Origin of the sequence: Gryllotalpicola kribbensis (assembly GCF_039538245.1) — a bacterium.
Classification (GTDB): domain Bacteria; phylum Actinomycetota; class Actinomycetes; order Actinomycetales; family Microbacteriaceae; genus Gryllotalpicola; species Gryllotalpicola kribbensis.
Window position 1 is genome coordinate 367,065 of the sequence record NZ_BAABBX010000015.1, and the last position, 20,482, is coordinate 387,546.

18 protein-coding genes are annotated in these 20,482 nt (G+C 72.0%); 7 read left to right on the top strand and 11 right to left on the bottom strand.

Annotated features, from left to right (window positions below):
- Positions 1 to 82 precede the first annotated feature (82 nt).
- The 3 genes from ABD716_RS11225 to ABD716_RS11235 all read right to left on the bottom strand — a co-directional run bounded on the left by ABD716_RS11225 (position 83) and on the right by ABD716_RS11235 (position 1,728).
- Positions 83 to 211, bottom strand: a complete 129-nt coding sequence (locus ABD716_RS11225; RefSeq protein ID WP_344776847.1) for a hypothetical protein — start codon at positions 209 to 211, stop codon at positions 83 to 85.
- Positions 212 to 307: 96 nt separating this feature from the next.
- Positions 308 to 1,516 carry an asparagine synthase-related protein gene (locus ABD716_RS11230; RefSeq protein WP_344776849.1) on the bottom strand — a complete coding sequence of 403 codons (1,209 nt, stop codon included), beginning with the start codon at positions 1,514 to 1,516 and terminating at the stop codon, positions 308 to 310.
- A gap of 53 nt (positions 1,517 to 1,569) precedes the next feature.
- Entirely contained in the window at positions 1,570 to 1,728 is a 159-nt protein-coding gene (locus ABD716_RS11235) for a hypothetical protein (RefSeq protein ID WP_344776851.1), read from the bottom strand.
- Positions 1,729 to 1,890: 162 nt separating this feature from the next.
- On the opposite strand from ABD716_RS11235, the gene ABD716_RS11240 reads away from it, so the two are divergent.
- The 4 genes from ABD716_RS11240 to ABD716_RS11255 all read left to right on the top strand — a co-directional run bounded on the left by ABD716_RS11240 (position 1,891) and on the right by ABD716_RS11255 (position 7,449).
- Positions 1,891 to 3,717, top strand: coding sequence for an ABC transporter ATP-binding protein (locus tag ABD716_RS11240; protein ID WP_344776853.1), 1,827 nt, complete (start codon positions 1,891 to 1,893; stop codon positions 3,715 to 3,717).
- A gap of 73 nt (positions 3,718 to 3,790) precedes the next feature.
- Positions 3,791 to 5,197 (top strand): dihydrolipoyl dehydrogenase, encoded by a 1,407-nt coding sequence (gene lpdA / locus ABD716_RS11245; RefSeq protein WP_344776855.1) that lies wholly within the window; start codon positions 3,791 to 3,793, stop codon positions 5,195 to 5,197.
- 195 nt (positions 5,198 to 5,392) lie between these two features.
- Positions 5,393 to 6,886, top strand: a complete 1,494-nt coding sequence (locus ABD716_RS11250) for a sugar transferase (protein ID WP_344776857.1) — start codon at positions 5,393 to 5,395, stop codon at positions 6,884 to 6,886.
- A gap of 5 nt (positions 6,887 to 6,891) precedes the next feature.
- Complete coding sequence (locus tag ABD716_RS11255) at positions 6,892 to 7,449, top strand: LbetaH domain-containing protein (protein WP_344777259.1); 558 nt, start codon at positions 6,892 to 6,894, stop codon at positions 7,447 to 7,449.
- Between the two features lie 4 nt (positions 7,450 to 7,453).
- Here ABD716_RS11255 and rfbC read toward each other — a convergent pair whose 3' ends face one another.
- A complete protein-coding gene (rfbC, locus tag ABD716_RS11260) occupies positions 7,454 to 8,005 on the bottom strand; it encodes a dTDP-4-dehydrorhamnose 3,5-epimerase (protein WP_344776859.1) in 552 nt (183 codons plus the stop codon).
- A gap of 148 nt (positions 8,006 to 8,153) precedes the next feature.
- Between rfbC and ABD716_RS11265 the strand changes: the two genes are divergently transcribed.
- Positions 8,154 to 9,683, top strand: a complete 1,530-nt coding sequence (locus ABD716_RS11265) for a polysaccharide biosynthesis tyrosine autokinase (RefSeq protein ID WP_344776861.1) — start codon at positions 8,154 to 8,156, stop codon at positions 9,681 to 9,683.
- A gap of 11 nt (positions 9,684 to 9,694) precedes the next feature.
- A complete protein-coding gene (locus ABD716_RS11270; protein ID WP_344776863.1) occupies positions 9,695 to 10,273 on the top strand; it encodes an arsenate reductase/protein-tyrosine-phosphatase family protein in 579 nt (192 codons plus the stop codon).
- Here the strand turns inward: ABD716_RS11270 and ABD716_RS11275 are convergent.
- Genes ABD716_RS11275 through ABD716_RS11300 form a run of 6 tightly spaced genes read right to left on the bottom strand, consistent with a single transcriptional unit; the run spans position 10,251 to position 18,119 of the window.
- Positions 10,251 to 11,348 (bottom strand): glycosyltransferase, encoded by a 1,098-nt coding sequence (locus tag ABD716_RS11275; RefSeq protein ID WP_344776865.1) that lies wholly within the window; start codon positions 11,346 to 11,348, stop codon positions 10,251 to 10,253. The two genes, ABD716_RS11270 and ABD716_RS11275, sit on opposite strands and share 23 nt — an antisense overlap.
- Positions 11,345 to 12,478, bottom strand: a complete 1,134-nt coding sequence (locus ABD716_RS11280) for a glycosyltransferase (RefSeq protein ID WP_344776866.1) — start codon at positions 12,476 to 12,478, stop codon at positions 11,345 to 11,347. Before ABD716_RS11280 ends, ABD716_RS11275 begins: the two co-directional genes overlap by 4 nt.
- Complete coding sequence (locus ABD716_RS11285) at positions 12,475 to 13,521, bottom strand: glycosyltransferase family 4 protein (protein WP_344776868.1); 1,047 nt, start codon at positions 13,519 to 13,521, stop codon at positions 12,475 to 12,477. The genes ABD716_RS11280 and ABD716_RS11285 overlap by 4 nt, the downstream gene beginning before the upstream one ends.
- Positions 13,518 to 15,569: a glycosyltransferase gene (locus tag ABD716_RS11290; RefSeq protein ID WP_344776870.1), complete on the bottom strand. Its 2,052-nt coding sequence runs from the start codon at positions 15,567 to 15,569 to the stop codon at positions 13,518 to 13,520. Before ABD716_RS11290 ends, ABD716_RS11285 begins: the two co-directional genes overlap by 4 nt.
- A 1-nt stretch (position 15,570) precedes the next feature.
- Positions 15,571 to 16,731, bottom strand: a complete 1,161-nt coding sequence (locus tag ABD716_RS11295) for a glycosyltransferase family 4 protein (protein ID WP_344776872.1) — start codon at positions 16,729 to 16,731, stop codon at positions 15,571 to 15,573.
- The gene (locus ABD716_RS11300) at positions 16,728 to 18,119 is read right to left on the bottom strand and encodes an O-antigen ligase family protein (RefSeq protein WP_344776874.1); all 1,392 of its coding nucleotides are present in this window, start codon (positions 18,117 to 18,119) and stop codon (positions 16,728 to 16,730) included. Before ABD716_RS11300 ends, ABD716_RS11295 begins: the two co-directional genes overlap by 4 nt.
- A gap of 143 nt (positions 18,120 to 18,262) precedes the next feature.
- On the opposite strand from ABD716_RS11300, the gene ABD716_RS11305 reads away from it, so the two are divergent.
- The gene (locus ABD716_RS11305; protein WP_344776876.1) at positions 18,263 to 19,207 is read left to right on the top strand and encodes a glycosyltransferase family 2 protein; all 945 of its coding nucleotides are present in this window, start codon (positions 18,263 to 18,265) and stop codon (positions 19,205 to 19,207) included.
- A 21-nt stretch (positions 19,208 to 19,228) separates the two neighbouring features.
- On the opposite strand, the gene ABD716_RS11310 is transcribed toward ABD716_RS11305, so the two are convergent.
- Complete coding sequence (locus ABD716_RS11310; RefSeq protein ID WP_344776879.1) at positions 19,229 to 20,467, bottom strand: polysaccharide pyruvyl transferase family protein; 1,239 nt, start codon at positions 20,465 to 20,467, stop codon at positions 19,229 to 19,231.
- Positions 20,468 to 20,482: the final 15 nt, after the last annotated feature.

Below are 20,482 nucleotides of genomic sequence, written 5' to 3' on the forward strand. Positions count from 1 at the left end.
CGGCTGCTCTCACTGGTCGGGTCGATGGAGCGGGAATCCCCCGGGCGGACGGATCCGCCCGGGGGACGGTCACCGGCTCGGCTCAGGACACCTTGTGGTCGGTGCCCCAGGTGAAGAACAGGAACTGGTCGTCGTTGCCGTCCGTCCCCTGCGCGAGCGTGGTGCCAGAGACCGAACCGACGGTACGGATGCTGGGAGCTTCGTATGCCATTGCGGGCTCCTTTCTTCGTTGAATGAGTCACCCGGCAGGAAGTCCCGGCACAGGCTTGATTCGAAGCTAACGAGGCACCCGATAGTTGACAATGTCTCAGTTATGCCCATTTCGGGGGGACGCCGCCGCCTGCGCGCCGGGGGCGCCGCTCACCTCGGAGGCGCCTTCGACAGGCAGCCCCTCGGCATGCAGCCACGCCGCGTGCAGCGCGAGCACCGACGCACCCGCGGGGTGCTCGGAGAGCCACTCGGCGCGGATCCGCTCCGGGTCGATCCACTGCGGCAGGCCGCCGCCGTCCCAGTCCCGCGCGAAGCGGCGCTCGGCGTCGCCCCACCGCACCGCGCCGAAGTGCGCCTTCGTCGAGCGGGCGAGCAGCTCGTCTGGCAGCAGGTCGGAGAAGAGATGGCGCATCACGGCCGTGCGGCCGGCGAATCCCCACCGGCCTCCCTCCGCGGCGAGCGCGCGCACGAAGCGGGGCGCGAGCAGCGGGTGCGCGATGCGCACGCCGTGGTCGTCTGCGGCCCTCTGATAGTTGCGCGCGAGCACGTCGGGAACGCGGCGCCCCAGCAGCTCGATCGTCTCGCGCCCCCAGTGCCACGGGCGGTGATCGGCCGCGCGCAGCCTCTCGACGAGCTCGCGGCGCCCGGCATCCGTGAGCCAGCCCATGCCCTGTCTCAGCTCGCGATTCAGACGCCCGCGGCCACGTGGGAACACCGAAAGCAGCGCCCAGCGCAGAAGCGCGGGGCGCGGGCGACGGCCGAGCCTCAGCAGCAGGGTGAGCGGCGTGATGCGGCGGGGGCCGAGCACTTCGTCGCCGCCTTCGCCGGTCAGGAGGGTTCCGTGGGCGACGAGCGGCAGCATCGGGTCGTCGAGCTGCAGCGCCGGCGGCCACAGCAGGCCGCGGCGGCGCAGATTCGCCGTCACCGCGTCGTCGAGGTACGTCGCGCGCTCGACGACGTCGATGACGATCGGATGCCGGATGCCGAGGTGCTCGAGCACCAGGTTCTGCCAAGAGGTCTCATCGGAGTCGGGATCGCCCGGATAGCGCCGGATCACGGGGATCGGGTCGGGCAGCCCGCGCTGACGTGCGACCGATGTGGCGACGGCCAGCACGGCGGAGGAGTCGCGGCCGCCCGAGAAGCTGACATAGACAGGCCGGTCACCGAAGCAGCGGGCGATCTCGAGCTCGAGCGCGGCACGCGCGCCGGTCGGGTGCAGGCCGGTCACCGAGAAGCCCGCGGTGTCGCCGACGACGCCGAAGGCGATCTCGTCGGGCGTCGGGCGGACGTAGTCGCGGTCAGTCATCGCTTCCCGGGGCCCCTGGCGCGGCGAACCGCGCCAGGGGCGACACGCAGGTCTCAGGAGACATGCGTGCCGTAGGTCGGTCCGTACTGCGTGATCTGACCCGTGGTGGTGTCGATGGACACCCACTGGTCGTCATGGCCGAACTGGCCCTGAGCGAGAGTCACGTCGGCGACGAGCCCGACCGTTCGGACGCGAGGTGCTTCATATGCCATGTTGCGATCCTTGTGATCCGGGAGACACCCGACGAGAAGCCCCCGCACGGGTGGTCCGACGGTAACAATGCGCAGGAAAACCTGACAATCCCTCAGCTGTGCCCAGATGAGGGGGGCCTCGAACACTAACTGAGAGATGCTCGTCAAGGGTAGCCTCCGACTGTGAGCCCGACCCCGACCGGGGCGCCCGCGCCCAAGAAGAGCGTCGGCCGCCTCTCCCGCCTCGTTCGCGAGAGCACCGCGCTCGTCTGGGAGTCGGCGCGCCGCTCGTTCGCCGCGCTGACCGCTCTGCAACTGGTCGGCGCGGGGCTGACGGCGCTGCAGGTGCTCGCGACGCAGTGGGTGCTCACAGGCATCCTCGACGTTGCTCGCACCGGGGCGGCGGACGTCGTGCTGCCCGTCGCCGTGCTCGCCCTGCTCACCGCCATCACGGCGGCGACCGGCTCGCTGCAGGGCTCGCTCTCGCGCTTCGTCGGGGAGTCCGTCACGCGCACGATGTGGCGGCGCGTGCTCGACGTCTCGACCGGCGTCGGCCTGAGGCAGTTCGAGGACTCGACGTTCTTCGACCGACTCGACCGGGTGCGCTCGAGCGCCCTGACCCGGCCGTTCCAGGTGACGAACGGCGTCATCTCGTGCATCGGCGCCCTCGCGACGAGCATCGGCCTGGTCGCCACCCTGTACTCGCTGAGCCCGCTGCTGCTGCCCCTCATCCTGATCAGCGGGATCCCCGTGATGCTCACCTCCCGCCAGGAGAGCCGGCTCGAGTACCGCTTCAACGTCGCGCAGACCCAGCGGGCGCGGCTGCGCACCTATCTGCTGCTTCTGCTGACCGGCCGCGACGAGGCCAAGGAGGTGCGCGCCTTCGGCCTGTCGCGCAACCTGCGCGCGCGGCTCGATGCGCTCTACGGGCGCTATCTGCACGAGCTCGGCGCGCACCTGCGCAGACGCGGCGGCTTCAACCTGATCGGGCAGCTGACCGCCGCTCTCGTGCTCGGCGGCACGCTGCTCGTGCTCGTCTGGCTGATCGCGGGCGGCGGCCTGAGCGTCGCGGCCGCCGGCGCCGCGCTCGTCGCGGTGCGCATGCTCGCGACGCAGGTCCAGGCGCTGTCCGGCGGCGTGCAGACGATCTTCGAATCCGGGCTCTTCCTCGACGACCTGCACGAGTTCATGACCCTCGCACCGCGCGTGCCCGAACTCGAGGTACACGGGGACCCGATCGACTTCGACGAGATCGTCGCGCGGGACGTGCGGTTCACCTACCCGGGGCGCGTCGAAGCCGCGCTCGACGGCGTCTCGGTGCGCATCGGCCGCGGCGAGGTGGTCGCCCTCGTCGGCGAGAACGGCTCGGGCAAGACGACGCTCGCCAAGGTGCTGGCCGGCCTCTTCCCCGCCGACCACGGCGCGGTCACCTGGGACGGCGTGCCCGTGACCGATCTGCCGCCGGGGGCCGTGCGCGCGAGCACGGCCGTGATCTTCCAGGACTTCGTGCGCTACGCGCTCGACGCCGAGACCAACATCGCGCTCGGCCGCCCCGACGACACCCCCGATCAGGCATCCGTGCGCGCCGCGGCGAGCGCTGCGGACATCGACGGCGCCCTCTCGGCACTGCCCGCGGGCTACGAGACGCCGCTCACCCGCGTGTTCGAGGGCGGTCACGACCTCTCGGGCGGGCAGTGGCAGCGCGTCGCCATCGCGCGCGCGTTCTATCGGGATGCCCCGCTCGTCGTTCTCGACGAGCCGTCCGCCGCCCTCGACCCGCGGGCGGAGGACGAGCTGTTCTCGTCGCTGCGCCGCACCTTGCAGGGCAGGGCCGCGCTGATCATCTCTCACCGCTTCTCGACCGTGCGCAATGCCGACCGCATCTACGTGCTCGACCACGGGCGCGTGGCCGAGCATGGCTCTCACGACGAGCTGATGACCCTCGACGGGAGCTATGCCGAACTGTTCCGTCTGCAGGCGGCGGCGTACCTGCCCGACGCCGAGCGGTGAGAGGCGCCCCGCGGACTCGGGAGTTCGCTGGGCCGAGTTAGCGACGCGCGACGCACAGGAATAGGTTTGAGGCGTGAGTGCACACTTTGACGTCGTTGTCCTCGGTGCGGGCCCCGGCGGCTATGTCGCCGCCATCCGCGCCGCTCAGCTCGGTCTCAAGACCGCCATCATCGAAGAGAAGTACTGGGGCGGCGTGTGCCTCAACGTGGGCTGCATCCCCTCGAAGGCGCTGTTGCGCAATGCGGAGCTCGCCCACATCTTCCACAACGATGCCAAGACCTTCGGCATCTCGGGCGAGGTGAGCTTCGACTACGGCGCGGCGTTCGACCGCAGCCGCAGCGTCGCCGACGGGCGCGTCAAGGGCGTCCACTTCCTGATGAAGAAGAACGGCATCACCGAGTTCGACGGCCGCGGCCGCTTCCTCGACGCGAACACCATCGAGGTGACGAAGTCCGACAGCTCGACCGAGATCGTCTCGTTCGCCAACGCCATCATCGCCACGGGCTCGACCGTGCGCCTGCTGCCCGGCGTGCAGCTCTCCGACAACGTCGTGACCTACGAGTCGCAGATCCTCACTCGCGAGCTGCCGAAGTCGATCGTGATCGTCGGCGCCGGCGCGATCGGCATGGAGTTCGCCTACGTCCTCAAGAACTACGGCGTCGACGTGACGATCATCGAGTTCCTGCCGCGCGCGCTGCCCAACGAGGACGCGGATGTCTCGAAGGAGATCCAGAAGCAGTACAAGAAGCTCGGCGTCAACATCCTGGTCGACACGAAGGTCGAGTCGGTCGTCGACAACGGCGCCGACGGCGTGACCGTGAGCTACACGGGCAACAAGGACGGCGCGCAGGGCTCGATCACAGCGGACAAGGTGCTCATGTCGATCGGCTTCGCGCCGAACGTGACCGGCTACGGCCTCGAGTCGACCGGCGTGCAGCTCACCGACCGCGGCGCCATCGCGATCGACGACCACATGCGCACCAACGTGCCGAACATCTACGCGATCGGCGACGTCACCGCCAAGCTGCAGCTCGCCCACGTGGCAGAGGCGCAGGGCGTCGTGGCCGCCGAGACCATCGGCGGCGCCGAGACCATGACCCTCGGCGACTACCGCATGATGCCCCGCGCCACGTTCTGCCAGCCGCAGGTCGCCTCGTTCGGCCTCACCGAGGAGCAGGCGAAGGCCGAGGGCTACGACGTCGTCGTCGCGCAGTTCCCCTTCACCGCCAACGGCAAGGCGCACGGCCTTGCCGACCCCACCGGCTTCGTCAAGGTGATCGCCGACAAGAAGCACCTCGAGCTGGTCGGCGCGCACATGATCGGCCCCGACGTCTCCGAGCTGCTGCCCGAGCTCACCCTGGCCCAGAAGTGGGACCTCGGCGCGAACGAGCTCGCGCGCAACGTGCACACGCACCCGACCCTGTCGGAGGCGCTGCAGGAGGCGTTCCACGGCCTCACGGGGCACATGATCAACTTCTGAATCCGGCCGAGTCGCGCTCGCGACTCGCCGCGCTCGAGCGGCCCGAAGCCCGGTGTGACCGGCGCTTCGGGCCGCTTCGCGTATAGTTGAAGAATCCTCACCCCCAGCAGTGGGGGCGGTGCCCTCGCGCATCGGTCACTAACGTCGGCATAGTCGAGTAATTCTCACTAACCCCCTTCGGAGAATGCCGAGCCCATGACCACCGACGTGCACCCCACCGCACTTCCCATCGCGAGGGCGGGTTCAACCCCCTCTCCCTCACGCGTCGAGACCAAGCGCTCCCCCGAGGCGCGCCTGACTCGCCGCTACCTCACCGGGCTGCGACTCACGGATGCCGCAGCCATCGCCCTCGCGATGGGAACCTCTTTCGCCATCGGCTACTGGCTCAGCTTCCACGGCCCCATGGGCCGCGAGCTCGCGGTGTGCGTCGCCATCGGCACCGTGTGGTACCTCGCCCTGTTCCTCGTCGGCAGCCACGGCCGCCGCACGCTGCACAGCAGCACCGCCGAGTACAAGCACGTGCTCAACACCAGCATCGGCGTGTTCGGCGTTCTCGGCGTGGTCGACATCCTGCTCGCCATCCACCTCGGCCGGGAGTTCGCCGCGGCGCTGCCCGTCGGACTGCTGCTGCTCGTCGCCGGCCGCTGGAGCTGGCGGACCTGGCTCGCCGGAATGCCCGTCGACAAGCGCTATCTGCAGCGCGCCCTCGTCGTGGGCAGCGCGCAGGACGTGCGCTACGTGCTGCGCCAGATCAGCCTCGCCGGGGCGGGCTACAACGTCGTCGGCGCCGCCGTGACCGACACCGGCGTCGACCTCGTGAGCGAGGGCACGAGCCGCGTGCCCGTCGTGTGCGAGCCGGGCACCGTGGCGCAGGCCGCGGTCGACTTCGACGCCGACGCCGTCATCGTCGCCAGCCAGCCGCACGACGAGGGCGAGTTCGTGCGCAACCTCAGCTGGAGTCTCGAGCGCAGCGGCGCCGACCTCGTGCTCGCGTCGCGCCTCGTCGATGTGGCCGGCCCGCGGGTGCACTTCAGCCCCGTGCAGGGCCTGCCGCTCATCCATGTCGAGATCCCGCGCTTCGAAGGCGGCAAGCACACCCTCAAGCGCCTCGTCGACGCGCTGCTCGCCGGGGCGGCCCTGCTCGCTCTCAGCCCCCTGCTACTCGCCGCCGCCATCGCGATTAGACTCGACGACGGCGGCCCCGTCCTCTTCCGGCAGACCCGGGTCGGCAAGGACGGCAGCACGTTCCGCATGATCAAGTTCCGGTCGATGGTGACGGATGCCGAGGCCAGACTCGCCACGCTGCGCGAGCTCGCCGACGACGGCAACGGCATGCTCTTCAAGCTGAGGGACGACCCGCGCGTCACGCGCATCGGCCGCGTGCTGCGCAGGTACTCCATCGACGAGTTGCCGCAGCTATGGAACGTGCTCGTCGGCGACATGAGCCTCGTCGGCCCACGGCCGCCGCTGCCGAGCGAGGTCGCCGAATACGCCGACCACGTGCGGCGCCGGCTGTACATCAAACCCGGACTGACCGGGATGTGGCAGATCAGCGGACGCAGCGACCTGAGCTGGGACGAGAGCGTGCGCATCGACCTCTTCTACGTCGAGAACTGGTCACTGATGGGCGATCTCGTCATCCTCTGGCGCACGGTCCGCGTGCTCCTGCGCCCGGTGGGTGCGTATTGAGCACGATGCACGCCGTGCGCACCCCTGGCATCGACCCCACCGCATCGATCGGCGACCGCTCGCGGGTGAATCGGCTCGCACGCGTCGGGGAGTTCGCGCGGGTGGGCACCGGCTGCGACATCCGAGCGGGAGCCGTGATCGGCCGCAACGTGCTCATCGGCCGCAACTGCGTCGTGCGCGAGGGCGCGCGGCTGCAGGAATCCGTTCTGGTCGAAGACGCCGTCACGATCGAGGCGGAGGCGGTCCTCGCCAGCCGGGTCGGCGACCATCTCGCGGGCGTGACGGTGCGCAGCGGCGCGGTGATCGGCGCGGGCGCGCGCTGCGTCGGGCCCGCCGTCATCGGGCGCTGGGCCGTCGTCGAGCCGGGCGCCGTGGTCGTCTCGGACGTGCCCGACTTCGCCGTGGTCGCCGGCTCGCCCGCCGCGCGCGTCGCCTGGGTCGGACGCGCCGGCGTGCGCCTCGCGGCGCTCGCCGACGGCGCGTTCGTGTGCCCGCAGACCGGCGAGCGCTATCTGGAGCGCGACGGGCGGCTCGCCCTGCAGGAAGACGCCGGCCGCGGCTGACGGCTCAGGCCGCCTCGACCCTGCTGCGGAACTCGCCCCACGAGATGCCGGCGCGATCGCGCTCGCTCACGACGGTGATGGGGGCCGGCCACGCGATCGCCAGCTCGGGGTCGTCGAAAGCCACGGTGACGTCGAAGCCCGGCGCGTAGAAGTCGTCCATCTTGTAGCAGACGTCGGTGACCGAGGTCAGTGCCTGGAACCCGTGCAGGAAGCCGCGAGGGATGTAGAGCTGACGGTGCACCTGGTCGTCGAGCACGAAGCGGCGCACCTCTCCGTAGCTCGGCGAGTCGGGCCGCGCATCGACGACGACGTCGAGCACGGCGCCGTGCGCGCAGCGCACGAGCTTCGCCTCACCCGTGCCGAGGCGGCCGTGCATGCCGCGCACGACGCCCTGATACGACCGCGACTGGTTCTCCTGGACGAAGCCGTGCGGATCGATCCCCGCAGAGCGCAGCTCGTTCACGTCCAGGGTGCGGGTGAAGTAGCCCCGCTCGTCCCGATGCGGCTCCGGCTCGAAGACGATGAGGCCGCTCACGTCGGTGGGGATGATCTTCACGGCCCTCAGGCTAGCCACGGCGGCCCCCGGCGGGCGCTCTCCCCAACGGGGGGTGTAGCGATCAAGGTGAGGATGCTTCACTAGTAATCGAATGGCGTCGGTCACCCGACCGATCGACCGCCACGCGCCACCCGACGACAGGAAGACCGTGACTTTCAGGCAACTCATCGATGTGCTGTGGGCGCGTCGCCTGCTGATCGCGGTCATGATGGTGATCGCGGCGGCGGCGGCCGTCGGCTATCTGCAGGTTCGCGTCATCAGCTACACCGCGACCGCGATCGTGCGCGAGAACCCGACGTTCAGCCAGGCCGCCCAGACGGGTGAGCTGGGTGGTGTGCAGGTCGACTTCGACTCGTCGACGGCGACGACGGAGAAGGTGCTCGGGCCCGCCGCCCGGTCCGTCGGGCTGCCGGCGACCGCGCTGCTCGGCACGATCACGGTGACGAGCACCGCGGGAGCGCAGACCACGACGCTCGACATCGCGGCGAAATCGAACGACCCCGTTGCGGCGCAGCGACAGGCGACGGCCGTCGTCAAGCAGTACGGCACGTACCTGCAGGCGCAGGTCGACGACGCCGTGAAGACACTGACCGCGCGCCAGAAGGATGCGAGCGCGCAAGCCCAGCAGTACCAGCAGCAGGCCACCGCCCACCCGAACGACGCGGTCGTCCAGGCGAGCCTGACGAGCGCCCTCAGCGACCTCGGCAGCGTGGGCGACCAGCTGCAGACGGTCAAGAACGCGGGCGCGCCGCTGCTCGTCATGACGGCAGCGCAGCCGGGCGTCTCCACCGCCCCCGGCACCCTCACCGTGGTCGCGGTCGCCCTGCTCGCCGGGCTCATCGCCGGAATCGGCGTCGCGCTCATCCGCGACCAGTTCGACACGCGGGTGCGCGACGAGCGCGAGTTCGAGCACCTGACCGGGCTGCGCTCGCTCGGCGAGCTCGTCCTCGACCGCCGCGCCGCGCGCGGCAAGGACCTGCTGCCCGCCGCCGGTGTGCGCCCGACCGCCCTTCTCGAGGGCATGCGCAGCGTGCGCACGTCGATCCAGGTGCTGCTGCCGAAGCGCTCGCCGGTCATCGTGGTGACGAGCGCGCAGCCGGGCGAGGGCAAGTCCTTCGTGTCGGCGAACCTCGCGCTGTCGCTCGCCCGGGCAGGCAAGAAGGTCATCCTCGTCGGCGGCGACATGCGCCGGCCGACCCTGCACCGCTACTTCCTCGACGCAGCCGAGGGCGACGGCCTCGCCGCCATCCTCGAGAAGTCCAGCTCACACTCCGGCGTCTCGGCGCACGAGATCGACGCAGAGCTGCACGCGACGCCGTACGCCGGCCTGCGCATCCTGCCCGCCGGGGACACCGCCCACGCCGTGGGAGACCTGCTCGCGTCATCCGATCTCGCGGCCGTGCTCGGGCACCTGCGCCAGATCGCCGACTTCGTCGTGATCGACTCGCCGCCCGCGCTGACCGTGGTCGACGCGACACTGCTCGGAAAGCACGCGGACGGCGTCGCCATCGTCGCCGGCGTTCGCAAGGTCACGCGCGACCTGCTCGCGAGCACCGTCGACACGCTCGGCCAGAACGGCGTTCCGCTGCTCGGCATCGTCGCGAACAAGTCGCGCCGCTCGGTCTCGAAGCCGAGCGAGGCCTACTACATCAAGGGCGCCGCCCGGCAGGTGGCGTGAGGCACCGGGCCATGGCCGGTGAGAGCGTGAGACCGTCGCTGCTCTTCGTCTGCACGGCGAACATGTGCAGATCGCCGCTCGCCGCGGCGCTCGCCCGGCGGGCGCTGTCGGATGCCGGGGCCGAGGTCGCGTCGGCGGGGTTCCTGCCCGGCGGCCATCAGATCCCCGCCGATACCGTCAGGGTCGCCACGGGCCTCGGCGTGCGGCTCGAGTCCCACCAGAGCACGCAGCTCACGCCGGGCATCCTCGCGCTCGCCGATCTCGTCATCACGATGACACGGCAGCAGGCGCGCGAGCTCGTCGCCGACGACGCGGAGCTGTGGCCGCGCGTGTTCACCATCAAGCAGTTCGCCCGGTGGATCACGGCGCACCGGCCACCGGCCGCGGGCCTCAGCCGCGCGTGGCTCGAGGCCGAGGCCTCCGGCAGGCACCCGGTGGAGATGCTGGGCGCGGACCCCGATGACGACGTGATCGACCCGATGGGGCATCCCCCGCGGGTGTGGAACGCGGTCGCGCACGAGCTGGTCGCGGCCGTCGACGAGATCGCCGCGGCGCTGCGGCCGCGGCTCAGCTCGCCATCCACTCCCTGATGCGCGCACCGAACCCGGCGCCGTCGAACTCGCGGGCGCGGGCGCGGCAGGCCTCGGGGTCGAGCGTCGCGGCTGCCTCGACGGCGCGGCGCAGCTCGCCGCGGTCGAACGAGCGCAGGTGGACGCCCGAGACGCCGTCCACGACGGTCTCCGACGCGCCGCCCAGGGCGCTCACGAGCACCGGTGTTCCCGTGGCCATCGCCTCGACGGGCATGATGCCGAAGTCCTCCACGGGCGCGAAGACGTAGACGAGGCTGCGGCGGTACAGCTCGCGCAGCAGCGGGGTGCTCGGCCGGCCGACGAAGTGGACGGGGCTGCTCTGCTCGGCGGCCAGCGCCTCGAGGCGCGCGCGGTCGGGGCCGTCGCCCGCGACGATGACGGGCAGCTGCGCCGCCTCGCCCGCGGCGAGCGCGACGTCGACGCGCTTGTAGGGCACCAAGCGGGACGCCCCCAGCACGAAGGTCTCGGGCAGCGTGTCGAGCAGGCGGCGCTCGTCGGCGCTGAGCTCGCCGACGGCGTCGTCGGCGAAGGCGCTCACGTCGACGGGCGGGTGGATCACGGTACTCTCACGATCCCAGCAGCGCTCGACGCGCTCGGCGACGAAGCGGCTCACCGTGGCGATCTTGTGCGCCTCCTGCGCACGCCGGCGGTCGACGGCCTTGAGCGGAACGGCGGCCATGCGCTTGAGGACCCCCGCACCGCGATCGTCGAGCTGCGGCTCCCAGATGTACCGGGCGGGCGAGTGCACGAACACGTACTTCTTCGCGTCTCGGGCGGTTCCCTGCAGCCGGGCGTGGTGTGCGAACAGGTGGCTTGAGCACAGCACCCAGTCGGCATCCTTCACCTTCACGTGCCGCCAGTCCGAGAGCATGAACGGCATCGAGAGCGCCTTGTGCCGGCGCAGGGGCCCGCGCGCAAGGCGGCTCTCCGTCACCCGGAAGCTCGCGTACCGCCCCGGCGCGTCGTTCCAGGGGCACACGATCTGCGCGTCGGGGTAGGTGACGGCGAAGCTGTCGAGCACCTTCTCGGCCCCGCCCTGCGGCTCGATCCACTCGTTCACGATGACGCCGCTCATGCCGGCACCTCCATCCGTCCCGCGGCGCGCTCCAGCACGCGCCGCATCTCCGTCGCCCGGTCGCGCCAACTGGGCAGCTCTGCGCGCACCCTGCTCGGCCGCCACGAGGCCAGCACCGCGGCGACGGCCGTGCCGAACGCCTCGCCGCCCGCCACCGTCGCCCCGGCCGCCACATCGAGATCGCGGAAGCCCGCCACGGGCGTGCTGATGATCGGGCGGCCGACGGCGAGGTACTCGTAGAGCTTCAGCGGGTCGAGGCTGTCGGTGAACTCGTCGGTCACGTGCGGCACGAGCAGCGCGTGGGCGTGCTGAAGATAGGCAGGCACCGCATCGCGCGGGCGAGAGCCGAGCAGGCGGATGCCTGGCGCCGCGGCCAGCCGCTCGGTGTTCGCCGGCGACAGCGCGTTCGGGCCGAGCAGCGCGAGGGTGCCCCCGCTCGGGCGCAGCCGCGCCGCCGTGCCGAGCACCAGGTCGACGTCGAGGCGGTCCTCGTGCAGGGTGCCGACGTAGAGCGCGACGGCGCCGCGCGGCAGGTCGTCCGGCCGGGGTCGGGGGACCCGGTAGCGGTCAGCATCCACCGCGTTGGGAATCAGCTCGACCCGGCGCTGCGCGCCCTTGCGCGCGGCGAGGGCCGGCGAGCAGACGACGACGGCCGCGCAGCGTGCGAGCAGTGCGGCGTCGGCCGCCTGCAGTCGCGCGTGCTCGCGCGGGGCGCGGTCGGCCACGGCCCAGTCGTCGGTCACGTCGTAGATCGCGCTCCAGCCGGTGCGTGCGACGAGCCCGGCCCAGCCGGGGTCGTTGACCCACAGCACCGGGTTCTGCCAGCCCAGCCTGCGGACCGTCTCGACCACCGAGCGCTCGAGCGCGGCGTCGGCCAGCGGGCCGAGCTGCCGCGGCAGCGGCTTCGTGGGCTGGAGGACGCCGAGGCGACCCCCGTAGCCCGGCACGGCGCGCAGCCCGAGGCCGCGTTGGGCGGGGCGCCCATGCAGCAGGGCGTGCAGGGGGTCGGCGGGCGGCTCGACGAACAGCACTTCCAGGGTCGGGTCGTCGGCGAGCAGCGCATCGACGAGGTATTGGTTGCGCCGCCAGACGTGGTCCCACGGCTCGAGCGAGCAGACGACGAGTTTCATCGCGACCCCACCACCGCCCAGAACAGGCGCAGCGTTCCCTCGGTCTGGCGCTCGGCGGTGAACAGCTCGCGCTGCCGCTCGCGCAGCGCGTCTCCGTAGCGCACGCGCTCGCGAGGGTCGCCGATCAGGCGCGCGAGCTGCCCCGCTGCGGCATCCGCGTCGCCCGGCGCGAACAGCGCCGCGCCCGCCACCCCGCCGACCGTTTCGAGGTGGCCGCCCGCGGCGGCCGCGACGACGGGCAGCCCGTGCGACATCGCTTCGAGCACCGCGAGGCCGAACGCCTCGATCGGGGTCGTCGCGAGCAGAGCACCCGCCGTGCGATAGAGCTCGTCCATGTCGCTGCGGTGGCCGAGGAAGTCGACCTCGCCGGCGATGCCGAGCTCGCGGGCGAGCTGCTCGAGCTGCCCCCGCTGCGAGCCGTCGCCGGCGATCACGAGCCGCCAGGCATCCCGGCCGCTGTCGCCTGCGCCCGCGCGCAGGCGCGCCCACGCCTCGAGCGCGAGGCGGGTCTGCTTCTCGGGCTCGAGCCGCTGCGCGACGAGCACCGTGCGCTCGCGCGGCGCCGTGACCGCGGCGGCATTCTGAACGCCGGATCGCACCGTCGTGCTCCGGCCGTCGATGCGCCCCGCGACGTAGTCCGAGATCGCGAGCTGCGCGGCCACCCGCCGGCGGATGCCCCCGCCGAGCACGCGCGCCGCGGCGCTGCTGCCGCGCGCCGCCGCGAAGTGCCGGGTGCTCACGACCGGCGCACGTAGCAGCCCGCCGGCCACCGCCCCGACCGCGTCGGCCGCCGTCATGTGCGTGTTGATCACGTCGGCGTGCCGCACCCCGCGCAGCGAGCGCAGCGCCTGGGCCGGCGTCGCTCCGGGCAGCCACGCGACGCCCGCGTCCTCGAGCACGGGGCGCAGGGCCGCCTCGGCGCCGCCGACGACGGTCACGCGGCATCCGCTCGCACTCAGCCAGAGCGCCGAGTTGCGGACGTAGCGCTCGACGCCCGCGAAGGCATCCGTGCACACGACGTGCACGACGTTCAGCCGCGTCATCCCATCGCCTCCTCCACACGCACGGGGCCGCGCGTGAACAGCTCGAATCGCCGCCGTGCTGCGGCGCCACGCACGCCGGGAAGAAGGGCGCCGCGCAGACCGGCGCCGACGACGTTGGCGGCGCGATAGACGTGCCAGCCGACCGGCCCGTAGTGCTTGCGCAGGTAGCGCTCCGCGCTGCCGTAGAAGTGGGACTCGCGCACCCGGGGGTCGCCGCCTGTGCCGCCGCCCTCGTGCGTCGCCTCGACGTCGGCGACCGCGATGCGCCAGCCGGCGCGGCGCGCGCGGAACTGCCAATCGGTTTCTTCCGCGTAGAGGAAGAACCGGGTGTCGAGCGGGCCGAGCTCGGCCAGCGCCTCTGCTCGCAGCAGCAGCACGGAGCCGATCGCGAAGCCCTTGCGCCGGTTGAGCGCGCCGAGGCCTGCGGCCTCGAGCCAGGCGCCCCACGGCGTGGGGAAGGGCCACCACACGCGCACCGGCGCGTCGCCGCCCGGCTCGCGCTGCGTGGCGCCGACGGCGGCGAGATCGGGTGAGGCGGCCAGTCGCGCCTGCATCACGCGGATCCCGACGGCGTCGACGTGTGCATCGGGGTTGAGGAGCAGCACGTCGGCGCCGTCGAGAGCGCGGGTCTTGAGATCGGCGATGGCCAGGTTGACCCCGCCGGCGAAGCCGAGGTTGCCGCCCGCGTCGAGGTAGCGGGCGCCGTGCTTGGCGGCGACGGCGCGCGTCTCGGGCAGCGACGAGTTGTCGACGACCGTGACCGGGAACCGGCCCCCGAGGCCGGCCAGGCACTCATCGAGCGGGGCCGGGTCACCGTAGGCGACGACGACGACCTGGGGCGTCGGCCGGGCGCTCGCCGGCGTCGGCTGCGCGCCCGGTGCCGGCCGCGCGTGCTGCAGCGCGCGCGGCGCCAGCAGCTCGTCGTACAGGTCGCGGTGCGCGCGGGCGACGCTTGCCCAGGTGAAGCCCTCGGCGCGCGCGAGCCCGCGGCGACGCAGCTCGCCCCAGCGCGCGGGCTCGAGCGCCTCGGCGAGCGCGCGCTCCCATGCGTCGACGTCGCCCGGGGTCGCGATGAGGCCCGCGTCGCCGAGCACTTCGGGGATCGCCCCCGAGTCGCTGCCGACAACGGGAACCCCGCACGCCATCGCCTCGACCGCGACGCGGCAGAACTGCTCGAGCCAGCCCGGAGTGGGCAGCGACGGCACGGCGACGACGTCGACGGCGCGGTAGCGCTGGGCGAGCTCCGGGCCCGAGGCGAAGCCGAGGAAATGTATGCGATCTGCGGCGCCGAGCTCGCGCGCAAGAGCGGCGAGCTCGGCGCGCTGCGGCCCGTCGCCGGTGAGCTCGAGACGCCAGTCCGCGTGCCGCGCGACGGCTCGCACGAGCACGGCGAGCCCCTTGCGCTCCTCCAGCCGCCCCACGTAGCCGATGGTCTTCGTGCCGTGCGGCGCCTCGCGACGCGCGGGCGAGAACAGGCTGAGGCGCAGCCCGAGCGGCAGGTAGCGGGCGATTCCGCGCAGGCCCTTGGCGCGCACGATCTCGCCGGCCTCGCCGTTGCAGACGTACACGGCGCCCGCGCCGGCGAGCGCGCGCCGCTCGAGCCAGCGGAACGGCACCGGGTAGCGCTTGCGGATGTTCTGGGCCGAATAGAGCAGGTAGGGCGCGCTGCTGCCGCGCAGCCGGCGCAGCAGCAGCACCTCGGCCGCAGCGAGCGAGTTCGGCTCCTCGTGGATGTCGATGATGTCGGGCCGCTGCCCGAGCGCTCGCCAGATCGGCCGCGGGTCGTACAGGAAGACGCTGGGGTGGCGGCCGATCGTCCGCGCCCCGGTCACGAAGCGGTCGCCCGCGGGGTCGAGCGTGAGCTCGGCGCCGCCCTCGTTCCACCGCTGCGATGAGATCAGCGACACCTCGGCGCCGAGGGCGCGCAGCTCGCGCTCGCGCTGGCGCCATTCCGAGACCACGGCATGGTGGGCGATGCGCAGCACGCGTGGCCGCCGGACGCCCGCCGTCTCGGTCGGGGCGGGCGTGCTCAGTGCGTCGAAAGCCATCTCAGTCCAATCCGTCCAGCACGTCGCGCAGCTGCGCCCATGACCACGACCAGTCCCGTTCGACGGCGCGGGCCCGCGCGCCGGCGCCCATCGTGCGGCGCAGCTCGGCGTCGTCGGCGAGGCGGGCGATCGCCGCGGCGAGCGCGGGCGCGTCCTCGCACTCGACGAGGATGCCTGCGCCGGCGAGCGCGTCGGGGATGCCGCCGGCGCGCGCGGCCACGACGGGCAGCCCGCTCGCGAGGCCCTCGCCGACGGTCAGCGCCCACGGCTCGGCCCACCGCGACGGCACCACGAGCAGGTCGGCCGAGCGCAGCAGAGCGGGCAGCGCCGTGCGGGGCTCGAACGGCAGGAAGCGCACGGGTGTCGTCACTGCGGCGGCACGCGCCCGCAGGCCGCGCTCGAACGGCGTGAGGGCGGCGCCCGCGTCGAAGCCGTGGCTGCCGACGATCAGCACCTCGAGGTCGTTCCGGTCGAGCAGCGCGACGGCGTCGAGCAGCACGTCGGCGCCCTTCTCGGGAATCATCCTGCCGACGAACAGCACGCGCAGCCGCTCGCCCGCCTCGCGCTCGCCCGGGCGGAACTGCCGGGTGTCGACGCCGTTGCCGACCACGTGCACGAGCGGGTGCATCGGGGCGGGCATCCGCTCTCTCAATTCAGCGGCGAGCGCGTCGCTCACGCTCACGACGGCGGCCGCGCTGCGCAGGGTGCGCGCCGTCTCACCGGGCGTCATCGTGCCGAAGAGGTTGTTGTGGGCGTAGAGGACGACGCGGTGGCGCGAGCCTGCGAGCAGGGGCAGCAGCGCGGGTGCGTTGTGGGCGAGCACGATCGACGGGCTCTGCGCGCGGATCGCGGCCGCCTGGGGCGCGAAGTAGCGGGCGGCGGCTGCCCGAGGCAGGCCGACGCGGCCGCGGGCCACGTCGAGCAGCCGGCCGGCGCGTGTCGGCGGCGCGACCTCGTCAAATTCGATCACGGCCGCCGAGTCGTAGCGGGGGTGCCAGGTGCCCGCCCCCAGCGCCACCGAGTGCCGGTAGCCGGGCTCGCGGCGATCCTGCGCAGCGGCGCCCGCGAGGCCGTGCACCACCGTCGGGATCGCGGAGCCCGTGCGCGGCGAGAAGTGGTCGCCGGGCGTGATGGCGTGGATGACGTGGTCGAGGCGGCTCATCGCAGCGCACCCCGATTGGGGCGAGGGGGATTCGGGCGAGAGGGGTTCGCGCGCGAGGGCAGCGGCGCGGGTGCCGGGGCCGCCAGGGCGAGCTCGGGCCTCTCCGCCGCATCCCGCACCATCGCGCCGATGCAGGCGCCGGCGACGATCCACAGCAGTGACGCCTGACCGGCCACCCAGTAGAGGTCGAACTGCGCCTGCGTGAAGCGGGCGAGCACGACCGCGGCGCCGACGGTGCCGTACATCGGGTCGATGCGCAGCAGGACCCAGCTGGACCCCGCGAACATGGCGAAGAAGCCCAGCAGGCCGACGACACCGACGCAGGTGAGCACCTCGAGCTCGGCGTTCGGCGGCTGGAAGCTCACGCCGAAGATGCTCGTGTACCACCACCGCAGGCCGACGCCGAAGATCGGCGAGCTGTGCCAGACGTCGATCGACTGCGCGTACCAGGCGAGGCGCTGGTAGGCGGAGTTGAACTGGTTGCCCGACGCGAGCTGCGAGCTGACCTGCTGCCAGACGAGGAACACGATGGGAACGCCCGCCGCCCAGATCGCCCGGCGCGCCCACCGCCCGATCGCCGGCGAGCGCAGGCTGACGATGAACACCCCGACGAGTGCGCCGACCATGCCCTGCCGCGACTGCGAGGCGGCGACGCCGATGCCCGAGCACAGCAGAACGAGGTTCGAGAACCAGCCGGGCCAGTCGAGCCACCGCGGCCGCGCATACGCGATGACGAGCGCGGCGGCGAGCATGCCGCCGATGGTGTTCTTGTGCAGATCGCCGAGATAGACGGCCTGGAACGCACCGGTCGACGCGAAGCTCTGCAGGGCGATGACACCGGCGGCGACACCGATCGCCGAGCAGGCGAGGCCGTAGAGACCGAACGCGGCCTTGGCCCGGCCCTCGCGGGCGATGACGAAGCCGACGACGAGGCTGCCGATCACGAGGAACAGCTCGTGCGCCCACTCGATGTAGTTGGCCGAGAACCGGTTGAGGATGAGCGTCGGCAGGATCACGACGAGGTATGCGAGGCCGGCCCAGATCAGCGGCTGCAGCGCGACGCCGCCGCGCCCGCGCAGCTTGATCAGGGCGGCGACGGATGCCGCAGCGAGCACGAGGTCCGCGAACGAGAGCACCCCGCCGGCGCGCATGGTGGCCAGCGTGGCGGGCATCGCCAGCACCGGGATCAGGGCGAGATCGACCGCGGCGAGGCCGATGAGCAGGATCACCGCGGCGCCGGCGAGCGACCACGGGCCGAGGCCGGCGGCCGCCAGCCCGAGCCCCCCGGCGACGGCGGCGACCGCGGTGACGCCCGCCACGGCCGGAACGCGCCGACGCGCTGCGGACAGGGCATCGCCCATGCGCACGCGGGTCGCGACGATCGACATTCCGGGGCCTCTTCGGGTTGGGGCGCGGACTCGGGGAGCATCCGCGTTGTTGAGCGATCATCAGTTTAGAAAAGTGAGGGATACTCCACGTCCCCCCAAACAGGAGGAATGAGGATGCCTCATTGCCCGGTAGATTGGCTGGCATGCCACTCGTGAGCGTGGGAGTCCCCGTTCTGAACGGGGAGAAGTACCTCGAGCAGACGCTCGAGGCGCTGGCCGCGCAGACGCTCGACGACATCGAGATCCTCATCTCGGACAACGCCTCCGTCGACCGCACCCGCGAGATCGCCGAGGCGTTCGCCGCCCGCGACGCGCGCTTCGTCGTGCTGCCGCACACGCCCCGGCTCGGGTTCGCCGACAACTGGAACCGCACGCTGGCGGCCGCCTCCGGCGAGTACTTCATGTGGAACGCCTCGGACGACCTCGCGAGACCCGATCATCTGCGCAGCTGCGTCGATGCCCTGCGCGACCGGCCGGACGCGGTCGTCGCGTTCTCTCGGGTCGAGAGGATCAACGAGACGGGAGCGACCATCGGCAGCCGGAACGACGAGCGGCTCGACTTCGACGTTCCGGCGCATGAGCGCGTGCGGACGTTCTTCACGCGCGAGGTGTTCCAGGCGGTCGGCTGGGGCGGGGTCTTCCGGACCGAGCGCCTGCGCCGCTTCGGGGGCCTGCCGCGACTCTTCGGCGGCGACTTCCCCCTCGGAATCCGCATGGCGATGTCGGGCCCCTGGGCGCCGGTGCCGAGAGTGCTGTACGCCGAGCGAGTGCACGGCGAGCAGACCACCAACATGCAGGCAGGCGACCCGATCGAGCAGGTGCGCATGTTCCAACCCGAGCGGACCGTGTCGTTCGCGTTCCCGCAATGGGAGCTCGCCCGGGCGATGTACCTAGCGGCGCTACGAGGCCCTGGGCTCGCGAGCGAGCGCTGGCGGGCGGCGCTCGCGATCCTCACCTCGTGGTCGTTGCCGCAGTGGCGCCTGTTGCCCTGGGATCTCAAACGCAACGCGGTGCGGCTCCTGCACGGTCGCTACGGCGTCGACCGCTGGTCGGATTCTGTGCGGGCATCCGAGGCATCAAGGGGTTGACCCTGGGCTCAGCCCACTCGCTCACCGAGCGCGCGCGCCGACTCGCCCATCGGCGGCCTGGGGCAGGGGAACGAACTGCCGCCGAAGGCCGCGGCGCGACAGCGCTCGACGGTCGAGGATGCGCACCAGCCAGGCATCCTGTGCACGCGTGCGCGACGTGAGGTCGCGAACACGCGCGTCGAGCTCCTCGCGATCGACCGGCTCGGCCGTCAGATCGCGATCGATACGGGCGAGCACGTCAGCGGGCTCGAAGTCGCCGATGTCGAAGTAGCAATCGGGCCGCCCGAGTTGTGCCACGAGCGACTTGTGCTTCAACCACCCGATGCCGATCATCGGGGTGCGCTGCAGGGCGCCGGCGATGAGGTTGTGGTACCGGCACGCCGCCAGCACGTCCATCCGCTGGATCTCCCGCACGAGCTCGGCTTCCGTGCGAGCGTCCGCGACACGCACAGTCACGTCAGCGCCGAGCGACTCGAGCAGCTCGTCGATGACGCTCTGGTCGGAGTCCTCGCCTCGCAACAGCACGACCTCTGCCGAGCGTTCCGTGAGCCCGCGTGCGATCTCGGCGAGCCGCGAGATGAATCGCTCTCGCTGTGCCCTATCGGGGCTGCGTCGCCCGTTGACCCCGTAGTAGTCGAACAGTCCGAGCCCGACGACGAGCGCGTCGCGGTCGGCCGACGGCTCGGAGGCCCCCGGAAATTCGTCACCGAACACGCCATCGGCAATGCTCTGCACCGGCGAGGATCGCTGCCCGGACAGGACCGCCGCCGAGGCGTCGTCTCGTGCGGTGAGCACGGACGCGCGTCGTACGGCGAACCGCGCCAATGCGGCGCCGATACCGGCACCGCGCCCGTCGGCACCGACGCTCAAGACAAGGAAGGGGCGCCGCAGCACGGCGGCCCAGAAGCTATAGGTGAACATGATCAGCGGCACCTCGCCCGGGCCTGCCCACTCCAGATCGAACACACCGCTTCCCGGGACGATGATCACGTCGCTGCGCGCCACCTGGGCCCCCGCACGCAGAAAGTCCTGGAACTTGTAGATGAGCCTGGTGCCCCAGGAGTGCGGGTGGCGGGCGACGAAGGGCCACGCCGGCACGCCATGCATTGCGGTCACCACGGCCGGCTCATGGCAGATCACGGTCGGTCTCGCGTGTTCGACGGACTGAACGATGCGCAGCGTATGGGCGAGGGATGCCTCATTGCCGTAGTTCCGCACCCCGTATTCCCCGAGCAGCGAGACCCGTATTTCTCGCTTCATGCGTCGTTCCGATCC